At 39.6% G+C, this 17225-nt stretch carries 20 protein-coding genes and 1 pseudogene; 8 read left to right on the top strand and 13 right to left on the bottom strand.

The window, feature by feature from the left end:
* Window positions 1-148: 148 nt before the first annotated feature.
* Complete coding sequence (locus AC0IWE_RS15995) at window positions 149-337, top strand: hypothetical protein (RefSeq protein ID WP_471793806.1); 189 nt, start codon at window positions 149-151, stop codon at window positions 335-337.
* A 571-nt stretch (window positions 338-908) separates the two neighbouring features.
* Here the strand turns inward: AC0IWE_RS15995 and AC0IWE_RS15990 are convergent.
* The 8 genes and pseudogenes from AC0IWE_RS15990 to nhaA all read right to left on the bottom strand — a co-directional run bounded on the left by AC0IWE_RS15990 (window position 909) and on the right by nhaA (window position 5925).
* Complete coding sequence (locus tag AC0IWE_RS15990) at window positions 909-1211, bottom strand: ArsR/SmtB family transcription factor (RefSeq protein WP_088300346.1); 303 nt, start codon at window positions 1209-1211, stop codon at window positions 909-911.
* A gap of 10 nt (window positions 1212-1221) precedes the next feature.
* Complete coding sequence (locus tag AC0IWE_RS15985; RefSeq protein ID WP_471793805.1) at window positions 1222-1380, bottom strand: hypothetical protein; 159 nt, start codon at window positions 1378-1380, stop codon at window positions 1222-1224.
* Window positions 1377-1958: a metallophosphoesterase family protein gene (locus AC0IWE_RS15980; protein ID WP_471793804.1), complete on the bottom strand. Its 582-nt coding sequence runs from the start codon at window positions 1956-1958 to the stop codon at window positions 1377-1379. The genes AC0IWE_RS15985 and AC0IWE_RS15980 overlap by 4 nt, the downstream gene beginning before the upstream one ends.
* A 3-nt stretch (window positions 1959-1961) precedes the next feature.
* Complete coding sequence (locus tag AC0IWE_RS15975) at window positions 1962-2732, bottom strand: metallophosphoesterase family protein (RefSeq protein WP_088300344.1); 771 nt, start codon at window positions 2730-2732, stop codon at window positions 1962-1964.
* The gene (gene arsB, locus AC0IWE_RS15970) at window positions 2732-3817 is read right to left on the bottom strand and encodes an ACR3 family arsenite efflux transporter (protein WP_088300343.1); all 1086 of its coding nucleotides are present in this window, start codon (window positions 3815-3817) and stop codon (window positions 2732-2734) included. The genes AC0IWE_RS15975 and arsB overlap by 1 nt, the downstream gene beginning before the upstream one ends.
* A 17-nt stretch (window positions 3818-3834) precedes the next feature.
* A complete protein-coding gene (locus tag AC0IWE_RS15965) occupies window positions 3835-4305 on the bottom strand; it encodes a DUF6428 family protein (RefSeq protein ID WP_088300342.1) in 471 nt (156 codons plus the stop codon).
* A gap of 58 nt (window positions 4306-4363) precedes the next feature.
* Entirely contained in the window at window positions 4364-4693 is a 330-nt protein-coding gene (locus AC0IWE_RS15960) for an ArsR/SmtB family transcription factor (RefSeq protein WP_088300341.1), read from the bottom strand.
* Window positions 4694-4751: 58 nt separating this feature from the next.
* A pseudogene (nhaA, locus tag AC0IWE_RS15955) lies at window positions 4752-5925 on the bottom strand (Na+/H+ antiporter NhaA).
* Between the two features lie 270 nt (window positions 5926-6195).
* On the opposite strand from nhaA, the gene AC0IWE_RS15950 reads away from it, so the two are divergent.
* The 4 genes from AC0IWE_RS15950 to AC0IWE_RS15935 all read left to right on the top strand — a co-directional run bounded on the left by AC0IWE_RS15950 (window position 6196) and on the right by AC0IWE_RS15935 (window position 11310).
* Entirely contained in the window at window positions 6196-7734 is a 1539-nt protein-coding gene (locus AC0IWE_RS15950; protein ID WP_088300340.1) for a SulP family inorganic anion transporter, read from the top strand.
* A gap of 295 nt (window positions 7735-8029) precedes the next feature.
* Window positions 8030-9226 carry a sulfite oxidase gene (locus AC0IWE_RS15945; RefSeq protein WP_471793803.1) on the top strand — a complete coding sequence of 399 codons (1197 nt, stop codon included), beginning with the start codon at window positions 8030-8032 and terminating at the stop codon, window positions 9224-9226.
* A 92-nt stretch (window positions 9227-9318) separates the two neighbouring features.
* A complete protein-coding gene (locus AC0IWE_RS15940; RefSeq protein WP_082489588.1) occupies window positions 9319-9915 on the top strand; it encodes a DUF305 domain-containing protein in 597 nt (198 codons plus the stop codon).
* A gap of 3 nt (window positions 9916-9918) precedes the next feature.
* Window positions 9919-11310, top strand: coding sequence for a beta-propeller fold lactonase family protein (locus AC0IWE_RS15935; RefSeq protein WP_056095402.1), 1392 nt, complete (start codon window positions 9919-9921; stop codon window positions 11308-11310).
* Window positions 11311-11316: 6 nt separating this feature from the next.
* On the opposite strand, the gene AC0IWE_RS15930 is transcribed toward AC0IWE_RS15935, so the two are convergent.
* The 5 genes from AC0IWE_RS15930 to AC0IWE_RS15910 all read right to left on the bottom strand — a co-directional run bounded on the left by AC0IWE_RS15930 (window position 11317) and on the right by AC0IWE_RS15910 (window position 15682).
* A complete protein-coding gene (locus AC0IWE_RS15930; protein WP_008245480.1) occupies window positions 11317-12303 on the bottom strand; it encodes a YeiH family protein in 987 nt (328 codons plus the stop codon).
* A 117-nt stretch (window positions 12304-12420) separates the two neighbouring features.
* On the bottom strand, window positions 12421-13170 hold the full coding sequence (locus tag AC0IWE_RS15925) for a substrate-binding domain-containing protein (protein ID WP_008245473.1): 750 nt from the start codon (window positions 13168-13170) through the stop codon (window positions 12421-12423).
* Between the two features lie 11 nt (window positions 13171-13181).
* Window positions 13182-14102 (bottom strand): molybdate ABC transporter substrate-binding protein, encoded by a 921-nt coding sequence (locus AC0IWE_RS15920; protein WP_056870676.1) that lies wholly within the window; start codon window positions 14100-14102, stop codon window positions 13182-13184.
* A 19-nt stretch (window positions 14103-14121) separates the two neighbouring features.
* Window positions 14122-14577 carry a DsrE family protein gene (locus AC0IWE_RS15915; RefSeq protein WP_008245470.1) on the bottom strand — a complete coding sequence of 152 codons (456 nt, stop codon included), beginning with the start codon at window positions 14575-14577 and terminating at the stop codon, window positions 14122-14124.
* A 19-nt stretch (window positions 14578-14596) separates the two neighbouring features.
* The gene (locus AC0IWE_RS15910) at window positions 14597-15682 is read right to left on the bottom strand and encodes a c-type cytochrome (RefSeq protein WP_471793802.1); all 1086 of its coding nucleotides are present in this window, start codon (window positions 15680-15682) and stop codon (window positions 14597-14599) included.
* Between the two features lie 99 nt (window positions 15683-15781).
* On the opposite strand from AC0IWE_RS15910, the gene AC0IWE_RS15905 reads away from it, so the two are divergent.
* The 3 genes from AC0IWE_RS15905 to AC0IWE_RS15895 are packed head-to-tail and all read left to right on the top strand — an operon-like array spanning window position 15782 to window position 17224.
* Entirely contained in the window at window positions 15782-16726 is a 945-nt protein-coding gene (locus AC0IWE_RS15905; RefSeq protein WP_471793801.1) for a LysR substrate-binding domain-containing protein, read from the top strand.
* Window positions 16719-17003: a hypothetical protein gene (locus AC0IWE_RS15900; protein WP_431292698.1), complete on the top strand. Its 285-nt coding sequence runs from the start codon at window positions 16719-16721 to the stop codon at window positions 17001-17003. The genes AC0IWE_RS15905 and AC0IWE_RS15900 overlap by 8 nt, the downstream gene beginning before the upstream one ends.
* 53 nt (window positions 17004-17056) lie before the next feature.
* Window positions 17057-17224 carry a hypothetical protein gene (locus AC0IWE_RS15895; RefSeq protein ID WP_246101505.1) on the top strand — a complete coding sequence of 56 codons (168 nt, stop codon included), beginning with the start codon at window positions 17057-17059 and terminating at the stop codon, window positions 17222-17224.
* Window position 17225: the final 1 nt, after the last annotated feature.

Here is a 17225-nt window from a genome sequence, read left to right as displayed (position 1 = left end):
ATATCATTAGCGATGCCGTTGATCATATAAATTAACCAAATAATAATGTAAGAAATGTTGCCGAGTAATTGGATAATAATTCCGATTGCACAATTCAATTACGTATTTATTAAGCTATTTTTGAGTTGGCTTAATTCTAACTATAATTATGGAAAATCTAGATGACTTAAATTTCAGTCGTTTTAATGATATTACTATTCAAGAAGTTAAGGCTTTACCTATGTTTAAACACTTTTCTGACAGTGAAGCTGAAGAGGTAGTTCGAACACTAAAAAGATTTTCAAAGATAATAGTCGAAGATCATTTTAAGAAAGAAAATCAAGAAAGAAAACTATAGCGGTTTGTTAGTTCGAACCATAAACGTCTGTTAACTAGGTTCTTAATAAAATTTTCGCCGTTTGGGTTAACCCGAGCAGGATCGAACCATTAAGTGCTTCATTTTCAGTTAACAAAGCATTTATGCATGTTTTTTTTCTTTTCTTAAGAAAACATCATAAAAAGAAAAAGCCTTGAATTTGAGCTCTTTTCAAAGAAAAGGGTTCGAACTTCAAGGCTTTTTGCCGTCTTGGTAGAGTCAATCCGCGGAAGTTCGAACTTTTATGAGCATTGCGAAGCGATAGTTGATTTTGAGAATTTGTTAAACAATAAGGTGGAAAGGCAGTATCGTAAAAAGAAATTACTATAAGTTTTACCAAGGAATTTATCATTTTGAAATCTATTCCAATAGCCTCTTCAATGAATTGTTTCGCCCATTTTTGTATTATCAAGAAACGACCGTTTTTTGATAATTGGAAGAAGAGAAATAATGATCGCAATATTTCTCTTGCTCTGCCGTGTATTAGAACCCCTAGCTGAACTATCATAGATAGCTTAAACCTTGGTCTTGCAGCTTTGAATTGGTGCTTGCTCTAAAAAACTGTTAAATAGCAAATTAAATTGTTCAGAGAAATCCAAAAGGCGTACCAGTTAATGCAATAACGTGATCGTAAATTTGAGGTATTCCCTTTTATAAGTCCAGCAACTTCTAAGGCTTTAAGATGCTTTGCAACTGAAGATTCTTCAATTGGCAGATCGTTTATTACTCCTTCAGTACAACTTTCTTTCCTTGCAAGCCGGATCATTATAGCCATCCGGGCTGGGTGTGCCAAGACCCGCATGAACTTTGCAAGCTGCTTTTCTATTGGCGCATAGTCTCTGGTGTTGACCTCCATTTGGTTAGTGTTATTTGGCTAGTCGCAATGCATCTGCAAATTCACTTTGCAACAAACTATTTTCAATAGCTCTTGCTGAGGCTTCTACGTCATATTCAAACCTTATAAACTCTACCTGTATGCTGTTTTTATCTGATAGGGAGCTGTCTGCAGCAATGGTAAGTATCACATAGCAGCCCTGGGATCTCCGTCTTTAGGCTTTCCTACCGACCCGAGGTTAACTACGTGCTTAAACTTATTATCATTATCCTCTAAAATACGATGGTAAGGCTTGTGAGAATGACCAACAAAGAGCATGTCTGCACCTGCTTCCTGCATCATATCTAAAACATACTTTTCATCCGTATCTATTAAAATATATTCATCTATACTTCTGGTGCTGCCGTGGGCAAAAACAAGATTGAGTGTTTCGGATTGTAGTTTGTATTCCAATTTAATGTGCGCAGGCAGTGTCTTCAGGTAATCTCTATTATCCTGGCTGATTAAATGATACGCATAATTCTTCCCTGGCTCCTGGAGACTATTCGGGGTTGTAATTAATTTTTCAACCTTCTGGTCATGATTACCTTTCAAAGTTCCGATTCCACGCTTACGGATCTCCTGGATAATTTCGTTTGGATAGATGTGGTATCCCACCAGATCACCGAGACAATAAACGGCATCGGGTTTTTGGTCATCCATATCGTCTAACATTGATTTAAATGCAGGTAGATTGGCATGAATATCTGAAAATAGTGCTATTCTCATACCTTATCCTCTACGCAACATGTCTGCATATTCATTCGGAAGAGGACTATCCTCTACGGCTTTAGCTGCCTTTTCTATATCATACTCAAAGCGAATAAATTCGACTTTAACACTGTCCTTATTGTTTACTGTACTATCAGGGTTGATGGTTAAAATAACATAACCACCCCTTGGGTCGCTGTCTTTTGGTTTACCTACTGAGCCAATATTAATGGCATGCCTGAAATGATCCGCACCTTCATTCCCTGAGTTTAAAATTCTATGATAAGGCTTGTGGGTATGGCCAAAACACATAATATCTGCATCTGCCTGTTCCATGATCCGAAGCATGCTTTTTTCATCACGGTCTTCAAAAAGGTATTCATTGACCTTACGGGGGCTACCATGTACAAACAGAATATTGCGTTTATCGTGGTTCAACTGGTATTCTAGTCTAATGTGAGCAGGAAGGGTTCTTAGATAAGCACGCTGTTCGTCCCTTACCACTTCGTTTGTGTAGGAGATAGAAACCTTACCTAATGCTTTTTCTTCTTCTGTTTTATAGGCACAACCGCAATCATCACTAGACCTGCCAATGCCCCAGTCATAATTTCCTGCGATAGTTGGTATGCCTCGTTTGCGAATTTCATCTATTACTTCGTTTGGCCAGATGTTATATCCAACTAAATCTCCAAGGCAATAAATTGCATCAGTGTTTCTGGTTTCAACGTGTTTAAAAAAGGCTTCCAGGGCAGGAAGATTAGCATGGATATCTGAAAAAAGTGCAATTCTCATTAATGTATGGTGTTTAATTTTTTTGACGGATAGTATTTCTTGCGGAAGTAAAAAGCAAGGTTGACCAGGGCAATCAGTGCCGGGACTTCAACCAAAGGGCCAATAACGCCCGCAAATGCTTGTCCCGAATTGATTCCAAAAACACCAATAGCAACTGCTATGGCCAGTTCGAAATTATTTCCTGTGGCCGTAAAAGCAATTGATGTACTTCTTGAATAGTCTGCACCGAAGTAACGGCCAGCAAAAAAGCTGATCACAAACATGATAGAAAAATAAATAACAAGGGGTATAGCAATTCTCACTACATCCATTGGAATTTGTACAATCAGTTCGCCCTTCAGGCTAAACATAATTACGATAGTAAAAAGTAGCGCTATCAAAGTAATTGGGGAAATCAGCGGGATAAACTTGTTTTGAAACCAGTCTTCACCTTTCAGTTTAATAAGGCCGTACCGACTGATTATACCCATTGCAAAGGGAAGCCCCAGGTAGATTCCTACGCTTTTAGCAATCTCGGAAATGGTGATGTTTACTTCAAGGCTCTCCAGACCAAAAAAAGGTGGCAAAACGGTAATAAAGATATAAGCAAACACACTGTAGAGCAATACCTGAAAAATGCTGTTCAGTGCAATCAAGCCTGCTGCATATTCCCTGTTACCCTCTGCAAGCTCGTTCCAGACCACCACCATAGCAATACACCTTGCCAGGCCAATAAGGATCAGCCCAACCATATATTCCGGATAATCTCTTAAAAAAGTGATTGCTAAAAAAAACATTAGAAGTGGACCAATTACCCAATTCAGAACCAGGGATACGCTTAAGACTTTAGTGTCTTTAAAAACTTCTCCCATCTTTTCATATTTCACCTTAGCAAGTGGCGGATACATCATTAAGATCAGTCCGATAGCTAATGGGATGTTTGTGGTTCCACTGGAAAACGAGTTTATAAATCCGGAGGAAGATGGTAGAAAATAGCCGGTAGCTACACCGATACCCATCGCTAGAAAAATCCATAGTGTAAGGTACCGGTCTAAAAAGCTTAATTTTCTTCTTTCGGCAGCAGGTGCACAGTTGTTTGCAGACATAGTTTATGATTGATTATTTAGCAGCAACCGCCACCTGGTGTACACGCTGATCCTGAAGCAGCAAGATTCTGAAATTGTACTTTTTGTTTTACTTCAGGAACACCACATAGTTCCGGAGCAAGGCACGCTGTTGTCTTAGCAATAAGCAGGAAGTTTTTACCATCGTAACCAAGGTCGTATTTACCAATAGTTTGAGCCTGGTATTCTACCTCAATTTCCAGATCTTCCATCGCCAATACTTCTTCAGAAAGAGATATGATGTTTAGCAACTTGCCTGCTTTCAAACGATGCTCAAAATCGTTGGCATCCCAAAGTTGGAAGTTGGCTACTTTTTCATGACGTACCGTACCGCCACAATCAATAAAATCTTTAGTAACAACACCAACTTCGGTCACATGGAAATGTTCAGGAACTGGTGTACCGTTTTCTAATTGAAAGTTTACGCTTTCAGCCTGCGCCAAGTGGGCTTTTATTTCTGATAGTTTCATAATTAAAGATTTAAGTATTTTTATATTGCAATTAAACGATTGATTTGATTAAAAAAAGCTAGCAGCAGCTAGCTTCTAGCTTATATGATCCAAGGAAGGCACCGATTTGGGCTTCCAGTAATTTCCATGTTTCAGGGTTTATGCAATAGCAAACGCTAACCCCTTCGATGGTACCCTGGATAATCCCGACAGACTTTAATTCCCTTAAATGCTGGGAGATTGTAGCTTGGGCAAGACCCAGCTCCTCTACAAGATCTCCACAAATACAAGTATTGAAAACTAGTATTCTTTGCAGAATAGCAATACGTGCAGGGTGAGCCATTGCTTTTAATAGCTGAGCAAGCTGGTTCTGCTCGGAGGTAAACATTTCGGTTTTTGTAAGTCCCATATAATATTGCAATATTACGATTTATTAATGAAACAACAAATTTATCAGAATATTAATTTTAATTCTTCTGATCTCTCTTTTTGCTGCTAAGGTTTAAAATCAAATAACCTAATAGTCCTGATATTACGGAGCCGACAAGAATTGAAAACTTTGCTTCCTGAACAAGCAGCGGGTCAGCGAAGGATAAGATTGATATAAATATGGACATGGTAAACCCGATACCTGCAAGTAGGCCAACACCAAGGATATGAACCCATTTTGCATTTTCAGGTAGCTCACTTAGCTTAAGCTTTACGCTGAGCCATGATATAAATAATATACCCAAAGGTTTACCAATAACCAGACCTAGCACAATGCCCATTCCCAGACCTGTAAAAAGCCCTTCTACCATGCCGTTTTCAAAACGGATGTTGGTGTTGGCCAGTGCAAATATTGGAATGATCAGAAAATTAACGGGTTTAGTAAGTGCATGCTCTAGTTTTTCCAGTGGAGACTCTTTATGATCTGCTGTTGTGGGTAGTGTAAGCGCTATCAAAACTCCTGCAATAGTTGCATGAATGCCTGAGTGATGAACAAAGTACCAGATAAAAATACCTGGAATTAGGTAAAAGGCAAGGTTCTTTAACCCGAAGCGATTAAAGAGGAACAGTAGTATCAATATAGCCCCGGAATAAACCATATTCATATAGTGGAGATCCGAAGAGTAAAATACCGCGATTACTAATATTGCAAGCAGATCATCAACAATAGCCAGGGCAGCTAGAAAGATCTTTAGGGAAAGTGGAACCTTTACTCAGGAGCGATAGAATGGCTAGTGCAAAAGCAATGTCTGTAGCCATTGGTATACCCCATCCGCTAGCAGTTGGCGTATCACGGTTAAATATGGTATAGATTATTGCCGGCACAATGGCACCACCAATCGCACATATAATCGGAAGTATTGCCTTTTTAGGTGAGGAAAGTTCACCTTCCACAATTTCCCTTTTAATTTCAAGTCCCACCAAAAGAAAGAAAATGGCCATCAGGCCATCATTGATCCATAGCGCAACAGAATACTTTAAATGTAAACTGGTGGTTTCATATCCAATTTGATTCGCTAAAAAGTTATCAAAGCCTTCACCCAGTGGCGAGTTTGCTATTATTAAAGACAAAATTAAACAGGAAAATAAGATAATCCCACTTGATGTTGTAGAGTTGAAAAAGTCTTTAAAAACCTTTTTGTTGATCGACATTGGCATATTTTTCAAATATAACATTTTCATTTTTACGGTCTAAATCTGCCTCCTGTTAATTCAGACACCAGAGCAAAACCATAGGTAATGACAGATTTTAAAAATATTTTTCTATTTTTGCATCAATCGAAATGAGAAAAGTTAAACAAGTTTCATATAACCCTGTGACAAAGCCCTGAATTCTTTCAGTGACTCTTTTCTCCCTTAGCATAATCCCTTGCTAGGGCAATGCCCCTTATTTTATAATTTTTGACCTTTAATTTTATTGGTATGTTCTTACGTACACGTTTTTTTGACTTATCTCAAAAAGTCAACTACAAAACCGAAATTTTGGCTGGCATCACTGTGGCCATGACCATGATGCCTGAATCGCTCTCCTTCGCTATCCTTGCGGGTTTCCCCCCCTTGGTCGGTCTTTATGCAGCTTTTATTATGGGGCTTGTAACCTCAGTTCTGGGCGGTCGTCCAGGTCTGATCTCAGGCGGTGCAGGAGCAGTCGTAGTTGTGCTGATTGCTTTGATGCAGGCGCATGGAATTGAATATGTATTCGCCGCTGTAGCCCTCGCCGGCGCCTTTCAGATCCTGGTAGGTCTTTTCAAGCTTGGGAAATTTATCAGACTTGTTCCCCAACCGGTAATGTATGGCTTTGTTAATGGACTGGCAGTTATTATATTCATGGCCCAGATTGAACAGTTCAAAACCATCATCAATGGAAAAGAGGCCTGGTTGACCGGTAGCCCACTTTTAATCATGGCCGGGTTGGTTGCGCTTACCATTGCTATCGTACTATTCTTTCCAAAGATAACAAAGGCGGTACCACCATCCCTGGTTGCTATTATTGTTGTTTTTCTTGTCGTCCTCGGGTTCGGTATCGATACTAAAACAGTAAGCGATATTGCCTCTGTCAGCGGAGGGTTTCCACCATTTCACATTCCTCAGATTCCATTGACATTTGAAACCTTTCAAATTATATTGCCCTATGCCGCGATCATGGCAGGAGTTGGGCTTACCGAGGGGCTGTTAACACTTAACCTAGTAGACGAAATTACTGCAACCAGGGGGAATGGTAACCGTGAATCAATAGCTCAGGGTATTGCCAATATTCTGAATGGCTTTTTCTATGGTATGGGAGGATGTCCAATGATTGCTCAGACTTTGGTAAATCTTTCAGCAGGGGCGAGAGCCCGCCTGTCGGGCATAGTGGCAGCACTCACTATTTTGCTTATCATTCTGTTTGGCGCACCGATAATTGGTTTAGTTCCAATGGCTGCCCTTACAGGCGTGATGATCATGGTGGCCGTAGGAACCTTTGAGTGGATCAGTTTACGGATCATCAATAAAATGCCAAAACAAGATATATTTATTGGCATACTGGTGGCTGCGATCACCATTTGGCTTCATAACCTCGCCCTTGCAGTTTTAATTGGTGTAATTATATCGGCACTTGTTTTTGCCTGGGAGAGTGCAAAAAGGATTCGTGCAAGAAAATTCGTGGATGGAAGTGGCACCAAGCACTACGAAATTTATGGGCCATTGTTTTTTGGTTCAGTTACAGCGTTCACTGAAAAGTTCGATGTTAATGAAGACCCATCTGAAGTAATTGTTGATTTTAAGGACAGTCGAGTGTCGGATATGTCTGCTATTGAAGCATTAAACAAGTTAACAGAACGATACCATCTCGCGGGTAAAAAACTTCATTTAAAACATTTAAGCGAAGATTGTAGGCTACTACTTAAAAACGCTGAAAGTGTTATTGATGTTAATATATATGAAGATCCGACATATCGTGTCGCTATTGACAAATCTTAAGTATAAATTAGAAATTTGGATGGAGCTTTTTATATAGCTCCTCCAGTATTTCCGTTATCATTATTCCCTCGTTTTTTGAAAGATGACTGCTAGTCCTATCACTATTCCACCGTTTTTTGATAGAAATTGAGATGAGTATTTGATAAACAGTTATAGAACTATTGTGTCTTTTCTAGCAGGCCAGCGATGAAGTAAAGTCTACAGTTGTTTCCTTTCAACCATCAAGAAAAAGGAAGAATACAAGTTATCCTATGAGAGATTTTTGGCTATATTGTAATCACCTACATTTATTGAAATGAAAAACGACAAAACATCACAAAACTACACGTTAAACAGACGTAATTTTGTTACTGGAATTATCCCGGTGATAGCTGGCGCAACAATACCATCCTGGGCTTCGGCGAAGGAGATTCAACAAACCAGAGAAGACAATGACTTTCCAGGACTTATTACGCGAGAGAAAAAGCCATTAAATATGGAGTTTCCATTTCCTACGTTAAAAAACAGGATTACTCCAAATAACCAGTTCTTCATCAGGAGTCATTTTAATATTCCCAATATTAATGCTACAAATTGGGAATTAGAGATTGGCGGCAACACCAATCATGTCATAAAGATCAATCTGAGCGAACTTAAAAAGCTTCCTGCAAAAAAGGTAATGGCTACTATAGAATGTGCCGGAAACGGACGTGCTAACCTCGCCCCAAAAGTGAAGGGTTTAGGATGGGAACAAGGTGGGATCAGCAATGCTGAATGGACAGGAGTACCTTTATCCGTATTGTTAAAGAAGGCTGGCATAAAGGTGGGTACGGTAGACATTATTTTGGAAGGGAATGATGAGGGGATGATTACAGAAGAGCCGAAATCACCAGGAAAAATCAAATTCGCCCGAAGCATTCCGTTAAATATAGCAATGCAGGATCACATCATCATCGCCTATGAAATGAATGGAAAACCATTGAGTGCTGAACATGGTTTCCCGGCAAGGGCAATTATTCCAGGATGGTATGGTATGGCATCTGTGAAATGGCTGATGAAAATTACTGCATCTGAAAAGCCGTTTGATGGCTATTGGCAGACGATTGAATATGCTTACTGGAAGCGTGTTGAAGGACTACCTACCTTGACGCCCGTAACCACTACATTGGTTAAGTCTGAAATATCAAGGCCGGTATTGTTTGAAGCGGTGCCGGCTGGAAAACCTTATCAAGTAAGGGGTGCAGGATGGTCAGGTGATAGTAACCTATCGAAAGTAGAAATAAGCACGGATAAAGGAAATTCATGGCAACCAGCAAAATTAATTGGTCCTGCTATCCCTTTCGCCTGGCAGCTATTTGAATTTGAATGGGTGGTTCCTGCTAAGACTGGAAGATATAGTTTAATGGCTAGAGCGACAGATCAAAATGGCAAAACGCAACCCATGGAGCATGATTTAGACAGAAGAACTTACATGGTTAATTTTATCTCGCCAATTGATGTAGATGTAATATAGCTCAATAAGAACAAATTTCAGGATCTTGCGGTTATCGCATAAGGCTTGTTTGGCATAAACAGTTTATCACAATTAATATTCTACATCAAACCATGATCAGATTCACGTCTATACTTCTACTATTTGCTAGTTTCTCTGCACGAGCACAACATGAACACATGCAAATGGCAACTAAAAAAAATGTCTTCCTTGGGCAAATGGCTCATATGATGATGAAGATGGATGAAATATCAGCTACCACATCTGCAGACAGAGATTTCATACAAATGATGATCCCACATCACCAGGGTGCTATTGATATGGCAGAAGAAGAGATTAAGACCGGAAAAAATAAAGAAATGATTCAGCTAGCTAAAAGTATCAAAGCTGAGCAACAAACCCAGATTCAGCAAATGCGACTCCTGCTCAGCCATCCTGAAGGATTTATCGCTACAGGCAACCAACATCAAAACGCCAACCAGAAGATGATGAAAGTGATGATGGAACAAATGCCTGAAGAAAAACAATTGTCTGATACTGATCTGTCCTTTGCAAGGATAATGCTTCCTCACCATCAGGCTGCCATCGACATGGCTAAAGTTGAGTTGCGGTATGGAAAAAATAAAAATGTAAAAAGACTGGCCGAGAATATTATCTCAGATGAACAGATAGAAATCCAACAAATGAAGACATTTACAAACTCCCATTAACATATGAAAAAGATATCCTTGTTTACGCTATTAATATTCAGTTTTGCCCTACAATCAAAAGCACAATCAATCTATGCCCAAGACAGGGTTTATACAGGCAATCAGATATCTAATACGGTTTCTGTCTTAGATCCCTCAACACAAACGCTATTAGGAAATATTGTTCTTGGTAAACCCCAACCTGATATCTTAAGTCCTCTATATAAGGGACAGGCCCTGGTTCATGGCCTGGGTTATTCCCCTAAAAGGCAATTACTAGCAGCGGTTTCCATTGGATCAAATTCAGTAACCTTTATTTCAACAGCAAAAAATAAAGTTTTAAAAACTGTTTATATCGGACGTTCACCGCATGAGGCAACCTTTAACCCTTCAGGATCACAGGCATGGATATCGGTAAGAGGAGAATCGTATATCAGCGTAATTGATGCAAATAAACTGATTGAAATCAAGCAAATTCCAGTAGCCGACGGCCCGGGAATGGTTGCTTTTACTCCAGATGGAAAATGGGCTTATATTTGTTCCAGCTTTACTGCAGAAGTGGATGTAGTGAATGCAACTTCTTATGCTATTGTAAAGCGTATTCCAGTAGTTAGTCCATTTTCTCCAAATATATTCTGTAGTCCTGATGGGAAATGGATTGCATTGACACATAAGGATGTAGGGAAGATCACTGTCATCAGCACGGAGACAAATACGATACATACAGTACTAAATACAGGTCCAATTACCAACCATGTCACTTTTACTTTAGTTAATGATTCACCTGTGATGCTGGCAACCATTGGCGGAGAAAACAGCTTAAAAGTATTTAGTGTTTCACAAGATTTCAAGCTTACTGATAGCGTTGCGACAGGATCATTGCCACATGGCGTCTGGACTTCGGCAGATGGTAAATTTGCATATGTCGGATTAGAAAATGATGACCAGGTACAAGTGGTTGATCTGGTAAAAATGGCCGTTGTAAAAACCATTGCTATTGGACAATGTCCGCAAGCATTGTTGTACGCCGCTAATGCCAGCCCTGCAAATGCCTCAAAAGAAAATTTAACCCCGCTTAATCTTGCAGACAAAAGTCAGGTGATTAAATTGATGAATAAGGATAATTCAATGTCATCAGGCATGCTAAACGTAAGAAGCGTAGGCTTGACTGATCTTGTCCAACAGGACTTTAAAAAACTCGAGCCAAATACTTCGTATACTTTAGCGTTAACCAACTCCTCAAATGATACGTTTAACGCAGATTATGTAATCAATTCTTTTAAGACCGATGAAAAAGGAGCTTTTAGCGGTCAATCCTCGGGGATAATTAAGAGTGTAGGAACAGGTGGCGCCGATTATAAACATGTGGTTCTTATTGATGATCTTTCAAAAAAGCTGGTGATGATCAGTAACTAATGTATTTTAAACCAAAGATATAACTGCCCATAATGCAGCACTTGAAATTACTATCCATAAAATTACGCCTTGTAACAGTGGCATTATCCCCACTGCTTTCAAGATAGTAAATGAGAGTCCGCTTCCTATCAGGAACAAGGTTAAAGTTAAGCCTGCTTTTGCTAATGCTACAAAGTAGGGCGCAAAAGGCTTAATAAAAGGTAAGTAGGTGTTGGCGATCATTGCCAGGATAAATAGCCCTATAAAATAGGGTATACTAACTTTGCTATTGTTGCTTTTGAACAGGAAAGATGTACCAAACGCTACGGGAACAATCCATAGTGCTCTGGCTAACTTAACAGTTGTGGCTATCTGTAGTGCTTGTTCACCATATTTACTGGCTGCCCCAACAACAGAACTGGTATCGTGAATAGCAATGGCACACCACATACCAAATTGTGACTGTGACAAGTTAAGCGCATGTCCGATAGCGGGGAAAAGAAATAAGGCCACCGAGTTGAGTATAAAAACAGTACCCATTGCAACGGAGATCTGTTTTTCTTCTGCGTTCATTACAGGCGACAATGCAGCAATAGCACTTCCACCACAGATCGCCGTTCCAGCTGATATCAAAAAAGATGTTTTACGTTCTATTTTAAATACTTTTCCCAGGATAAAACCAATGATAAGCACTCCGAAAATAGAAACTACGGTAAACAGTACGCCTTCTTTTCCTGCTTTCATTGCACTGAATACATTCATTCCAAATCCTAGCCCGACAACAGAAATTTTTAGCAGCAGGTTTGTGGCCTTGTGATTTAAATGCAGATAGGGATGTTCCATTAGTTGCGCCAATACTAATCCTAGCAATAAGGCTAAAGGAGGCGACATAAATGGAAAGAGGCACAGCAAAACTGCCAGGATGAAGATAATTTTACGGGTGTTTAAATTTAAGTTTAGCAGGTTACCCGCCTTTATTTTAGAAGAATTTGAATTGTCTTTGATTTGTGTCATAATTTTGATTGTCTTTATTTTCTAATTCAAAGATCCATAACTAATAAACCCCGATCAAATCATTAAAACTTATCTTCCATAACTTCATGTTATAGAAGATAAGTTTTTAGACATTATTTATTCCCAACCCCATTTTTTGAAAATGAGATGTCCTTTATCGGATTGCATAAACTTGATAAAATCCTCAGTTTCCGACTTATGCGTACCAGTGCTACCCCTCACTACAGGTGTACCTCTATAGACTGTTTGTGTAACAGGAATCCTAACCATTGAGGTGAGGTCTGGTAAACGGTTATGCCAGGAGCCAAATGTTATCCAGGCATCATATTGAGGATCATTTTTCCATGCAGCAATACCCAATGCCGAATTTGCAAATGTACCTGCTATACGCTGCTGTATGTTTGCAATCAGATCTTGTCGACCTGCCAAATCTTCCCAAAGCCCCATTTGCCCAGCCCCATTCACATCAAGAATTTTCACACCTGGTTTACAGAGATCGCCCAGATTTTTGATGTTTTTAGGATTGCCGGGCCGTACCAGGATCGCTGCCGCACGTTTATATAACTCTGTCCGAGAGTTCGCCACTATCATGTTTGGGTGGTCAGACATGAATTTTGAAAGCATGTATTCTGCTCCTCCAAAGAACAGATCTGCATGTTTCATTGCATCCGGCATCCATTCATTATCTGGCCCGGCAGTGACTTTAATTACGATATCATGCTGCTTTCCAAAAACCTTCGCACATTCATTGATCGGTCCGAGCGGCCCACCGGGACCATAGACATATAAAGTATCGTTTGGGATTTGTGCATTCCCAATGGTCACTACAGCAACGACTGACAATATGGTTAAAAATATATTTTTCATTGTGTTTATGTTTAAGGTAAATCAAAACCAAACTTTTTGTAGATGGCAGCAGCCTGCGGACTGATCAAAAAATCCATAAAATCTTTTGCAGCGGCCGGATGTGGCGCATCTTTTAACTGTCCCGCTATATATTGCGCATGGATATTCTCTTTTTCAGGAATTTCAATGAGCTCAACAGGATGGCCAATCATTTTCTGATAGTAGGCCTCAGTATACCATACTGGAGCGGCGTCACTTTCGTTGTATAGGATCCTCATTGGTGATTGGCGATGATGGATCATGGTAAGATAAGTAGTCTTATCTTTAACTTTATCTTCCATGATGGTAGATTTTAATGTTTCCCCTCCAGCTTTCACATAGGCTTCTTCAATACGTTTACCGATCCCTTCATTCTCTGGATTGGGCATACTGATCCTCAGCTCTTTATTTGCTAAATCTTTGAGTGACTTCAATGCCTTCGGATTTCCCTTTTGGACCATGATTGCCAACCTGTTTCTAGCATATAAAGTCGTTTTGCTAAACCATTCAGGGGTCATGTCTATCCGGTTCTTACCAGCTGTATAAACATCCGGCTTTAAGGTAATTCTCATGTTGCCCACCACAATGCTACCGGTTTTTATTTGTTGGGCTAAAATGCCTGGGGGAAGCGTTTCGGCAAATACCCGCTGATAATGTGGATATGACTTTTTAAAGGCTGCAATTAATTCGTCAATGCACATAAACTGGTTACCGGCAAAGAAAACCACCAGTTGGGGATCATTAATGTCTCCAAAAAGATCAGGCACATTGTCTACTCCAGGTACTGTGAACTGAACTTTACTTTCAGGTGGAGTATTCCAGGGCGGATCAAAGCGATGATCCTGGGCCTTAACATTTCCACAAAGCAATAAAAATGCAACTGTGGCTAAAAAGGTGTGATTTATATATTTCATGATTTTCTAATTATTTGGTTTAAGGATGTACAACTGCCCATCCCTGATATTGACGGATGATGATTTCACCATTGCCGCTGGGTACATAACTGATAAAATCAAATAAGGTATTTTTTTCGATTTTCCTTTCTCTGACGGTATTTTCACATTGTGCAAGAATTACTCCTCTGGATTGCAGTTCTAACAATGTTTTTTCAAAAGATCCGTTCTTCTGGTAAACAGCTACGCCATCTCCAAAGGCAATAAGTTCTGCATTGATTTTCCCTTTTAACCTGGGATCGTCGAGTGCATTTTTTAGGTTTCGAAGTGTTCCTGCAATCTTTTTCTCATCACCGTTATTGATTACATACAGTGCCTTATAATTTTTCAGGGTGGCTTTTGCCCCTGTAAAATTAGCAGGTGTAGCTTGGGCAAAAGTGGCCGAGGTTGCTGCGATCAGCAAAAATAATGTACAGATTAAGGTTATTTTTTTCATGATTTTAGATTTTGATGATTTATTTAGTTGTTAGTTTTACTTGTTTTTCGGAGGTTACAATTGGTGCAAATGGACCATACTTATGTTGATTTTCAGAAAATTTGTCGGCATATGGTCCGTATGGCGCATCAAAAGGTTTTTTTAACAAATCAGGGTAATCTTTTCCCTGATCTTTATGTGGTCTTGGCTGTGAGTTCACAAAAGCAGCGAGATCCCAGGCCTCCTCATCACTTAACTGCGCATCTCCATATCTGGCACCATATGGCATATTGTTCTTTACGAACCCCGCAAAGTTACTGAGTCTATACATCCCTGCGCCATCATTGTAGCTGTGTTTGCCCCATAATGGCGGATAAACATAAGTTAGTTTGTCTTCATCAAGTATTCCCTCACCATTTGCACCATGACAACTTTGACATTTACTGGTATATAAAATCGCTCCATGTTTGACATTCGCTGCCCTATCCAGGAATTTTAATTTTTCGGTTCCCGTTCCAAACACTTTCTCCCCTTTTTTTACACCTGTTCCAAGCCATTTCATATAAGCCAGCATTGCCTGTATCTCTTTACTAGATTCGTCTGGTACTTTGCCTGCAAGACTTCGATTGAAGCACTCTGCAATACGTGCCGATGCAGGTTCAACCTTTCCTGATCTGCCACTCATTTTAGGAAAACTGGAAATAAAACCAGCATAATTATTTCCGAACAGTTTGGTTCCACCCTCGAGGTGACAATTCTGACAATTCATACCATTTGTAATACGGGCTATGGATCCATTTGGCCCAAAATATTTGCTCGTATGTGCTATTAATTCTTTGCCATACCTGATCATCTGGCCGTACTTGGTGTCCGCCGGAATCGTATTTTCATCAGGCGCTTTCCAGGCATCAGCAGGTACAACCTGGCTTTTGACGTTAACAGCAGCTATACCGGTTTCCACATCCTGTTTGGTTTTTGCTGTCACTACATCTGGCTGCACATTAAAAAATAAAGTGCAGATGAAAATGGTTCCACAAGCAACAAATAGAAACGCAATGATAGCCGTTGTCCTGGCTGTATATATAAGTGCTTGTCTGATTTCTTTTTCTGTTGATTCCTTATTCATAACCAATATTTTTCTGTTACAAATGTGCATTTATTCTACTCATCAGAAAAAGCATAAAAAGTTATTGATGATAACGTAAGGTTATGATGTCAGTACCCGTTGAAACAAATTGTTTGTATCTTAGGTTATCTACTAAAACCGTGTATGATAGATTTCCGTTTGCAAGTATTTTATGCTGTCGCTAAAAGGCTGAATTTTACAAAGGCCTCGGCACAGTTATTTATCAGTCAGCCTGCTGTAACCAAACACATTAAAGAATTAGAGCAGGAGTTCAAAATGTCATTATTTGAACGCAGTGGAAACAAAAAAATCAGCCTCACCCCAGCCGGCGAATTATTGTTGCATTACGCAGAACAGATTTTTGGAACTTACCGGGAACTGGAATATGATATGAATCTACTTACTAAACAGCATAAAGGAATATTGAGGATTGGTGCCAGCAGTACTGTGGCACAATATATCATTCCACCTGTATTGGCACAGTTTCACAATAAGTTTAAGGATATACAAATTCAACTGGTTACCGGAAACACAGAAGATGTAGAGCAGCGTTTGATTGCTAAGGAAATAGATTTTGGAATCATTGAAGGCATCTCCCGGAACCCACAGATTAAATACGAACAATATCTAAAAGACGAGCTGGTGCTGGTGTGTTCTGGTCACAATTATGCCATGAAAAAGGAAATGATCAAACCGAATGAGTTGAAGGATTATGATTTATTACTTCGTGAACCTGGTTCTGGTACACTAGATGTTATTGCATATGCTTTAAAAGCACACCAGATAAAGGTGGGGGACTTAAATATAGAAATGCAGTTAGGTAGTACCGAAAGCATTAAATCCTATTTGATTCACAGCAAATGCCTGGCTTTTTTATCTATCCACTCCATATTGAAAGAGCTCAAGAATAATGAATGCCGCATCATAGATATCAAGGATATGGTTATCGAAAGGCCGTTTCATTTCATTCAGCTTCATGGTCAGCAGGACGCTCTGGCGGAACTATTTATGCGCTTCGCTAAAAGCTACAACTATAATGTATAGTGTTACCGAAATTTCGAGGCAATATCAGCCAGCTAAAGTGCTGCTGCTCTTTGTTTCTGAAGCTCCTGGAGGTGACGATAAACATTTTTACCTGGGAAATACTAATCTGTTTCGAACAATTTATCTTGCATTTAGTGAGGTATTTGGCGATTTTAAATCTGTAGAAGATTTTTTGCAGTTCTTTAAAGGCACGGGATGCTTTTTGGAACATCTAACTTGTACACCTATTGATAAATCGTCAGTTAAAATCAGAAAAAACCAGAGGCAGGGGGAATAGAGCAATTAGCTCATAAAATCAGAACATATCAACCCCGATTAATCATGATCCTAATGAAAAGCATTGAACAAGAGGTTAAAGAATCTATTGACCTATCAGGCTTATCGTTTATCGAAGAAATTGCAGTTACCTGCTATCCTGCCGGCACTGAATCAAACAGGCTTACTTGCATCCGGGATACCAGGGTTATCATCTCCAAACTGGCATCGATATTGACATAAC

The organism is Pedobacter sp. AC402 (assembly GCF_979252805.1).
This window is presented reverse-complemented; position numbering and strand designations above follow the sequence as displayed.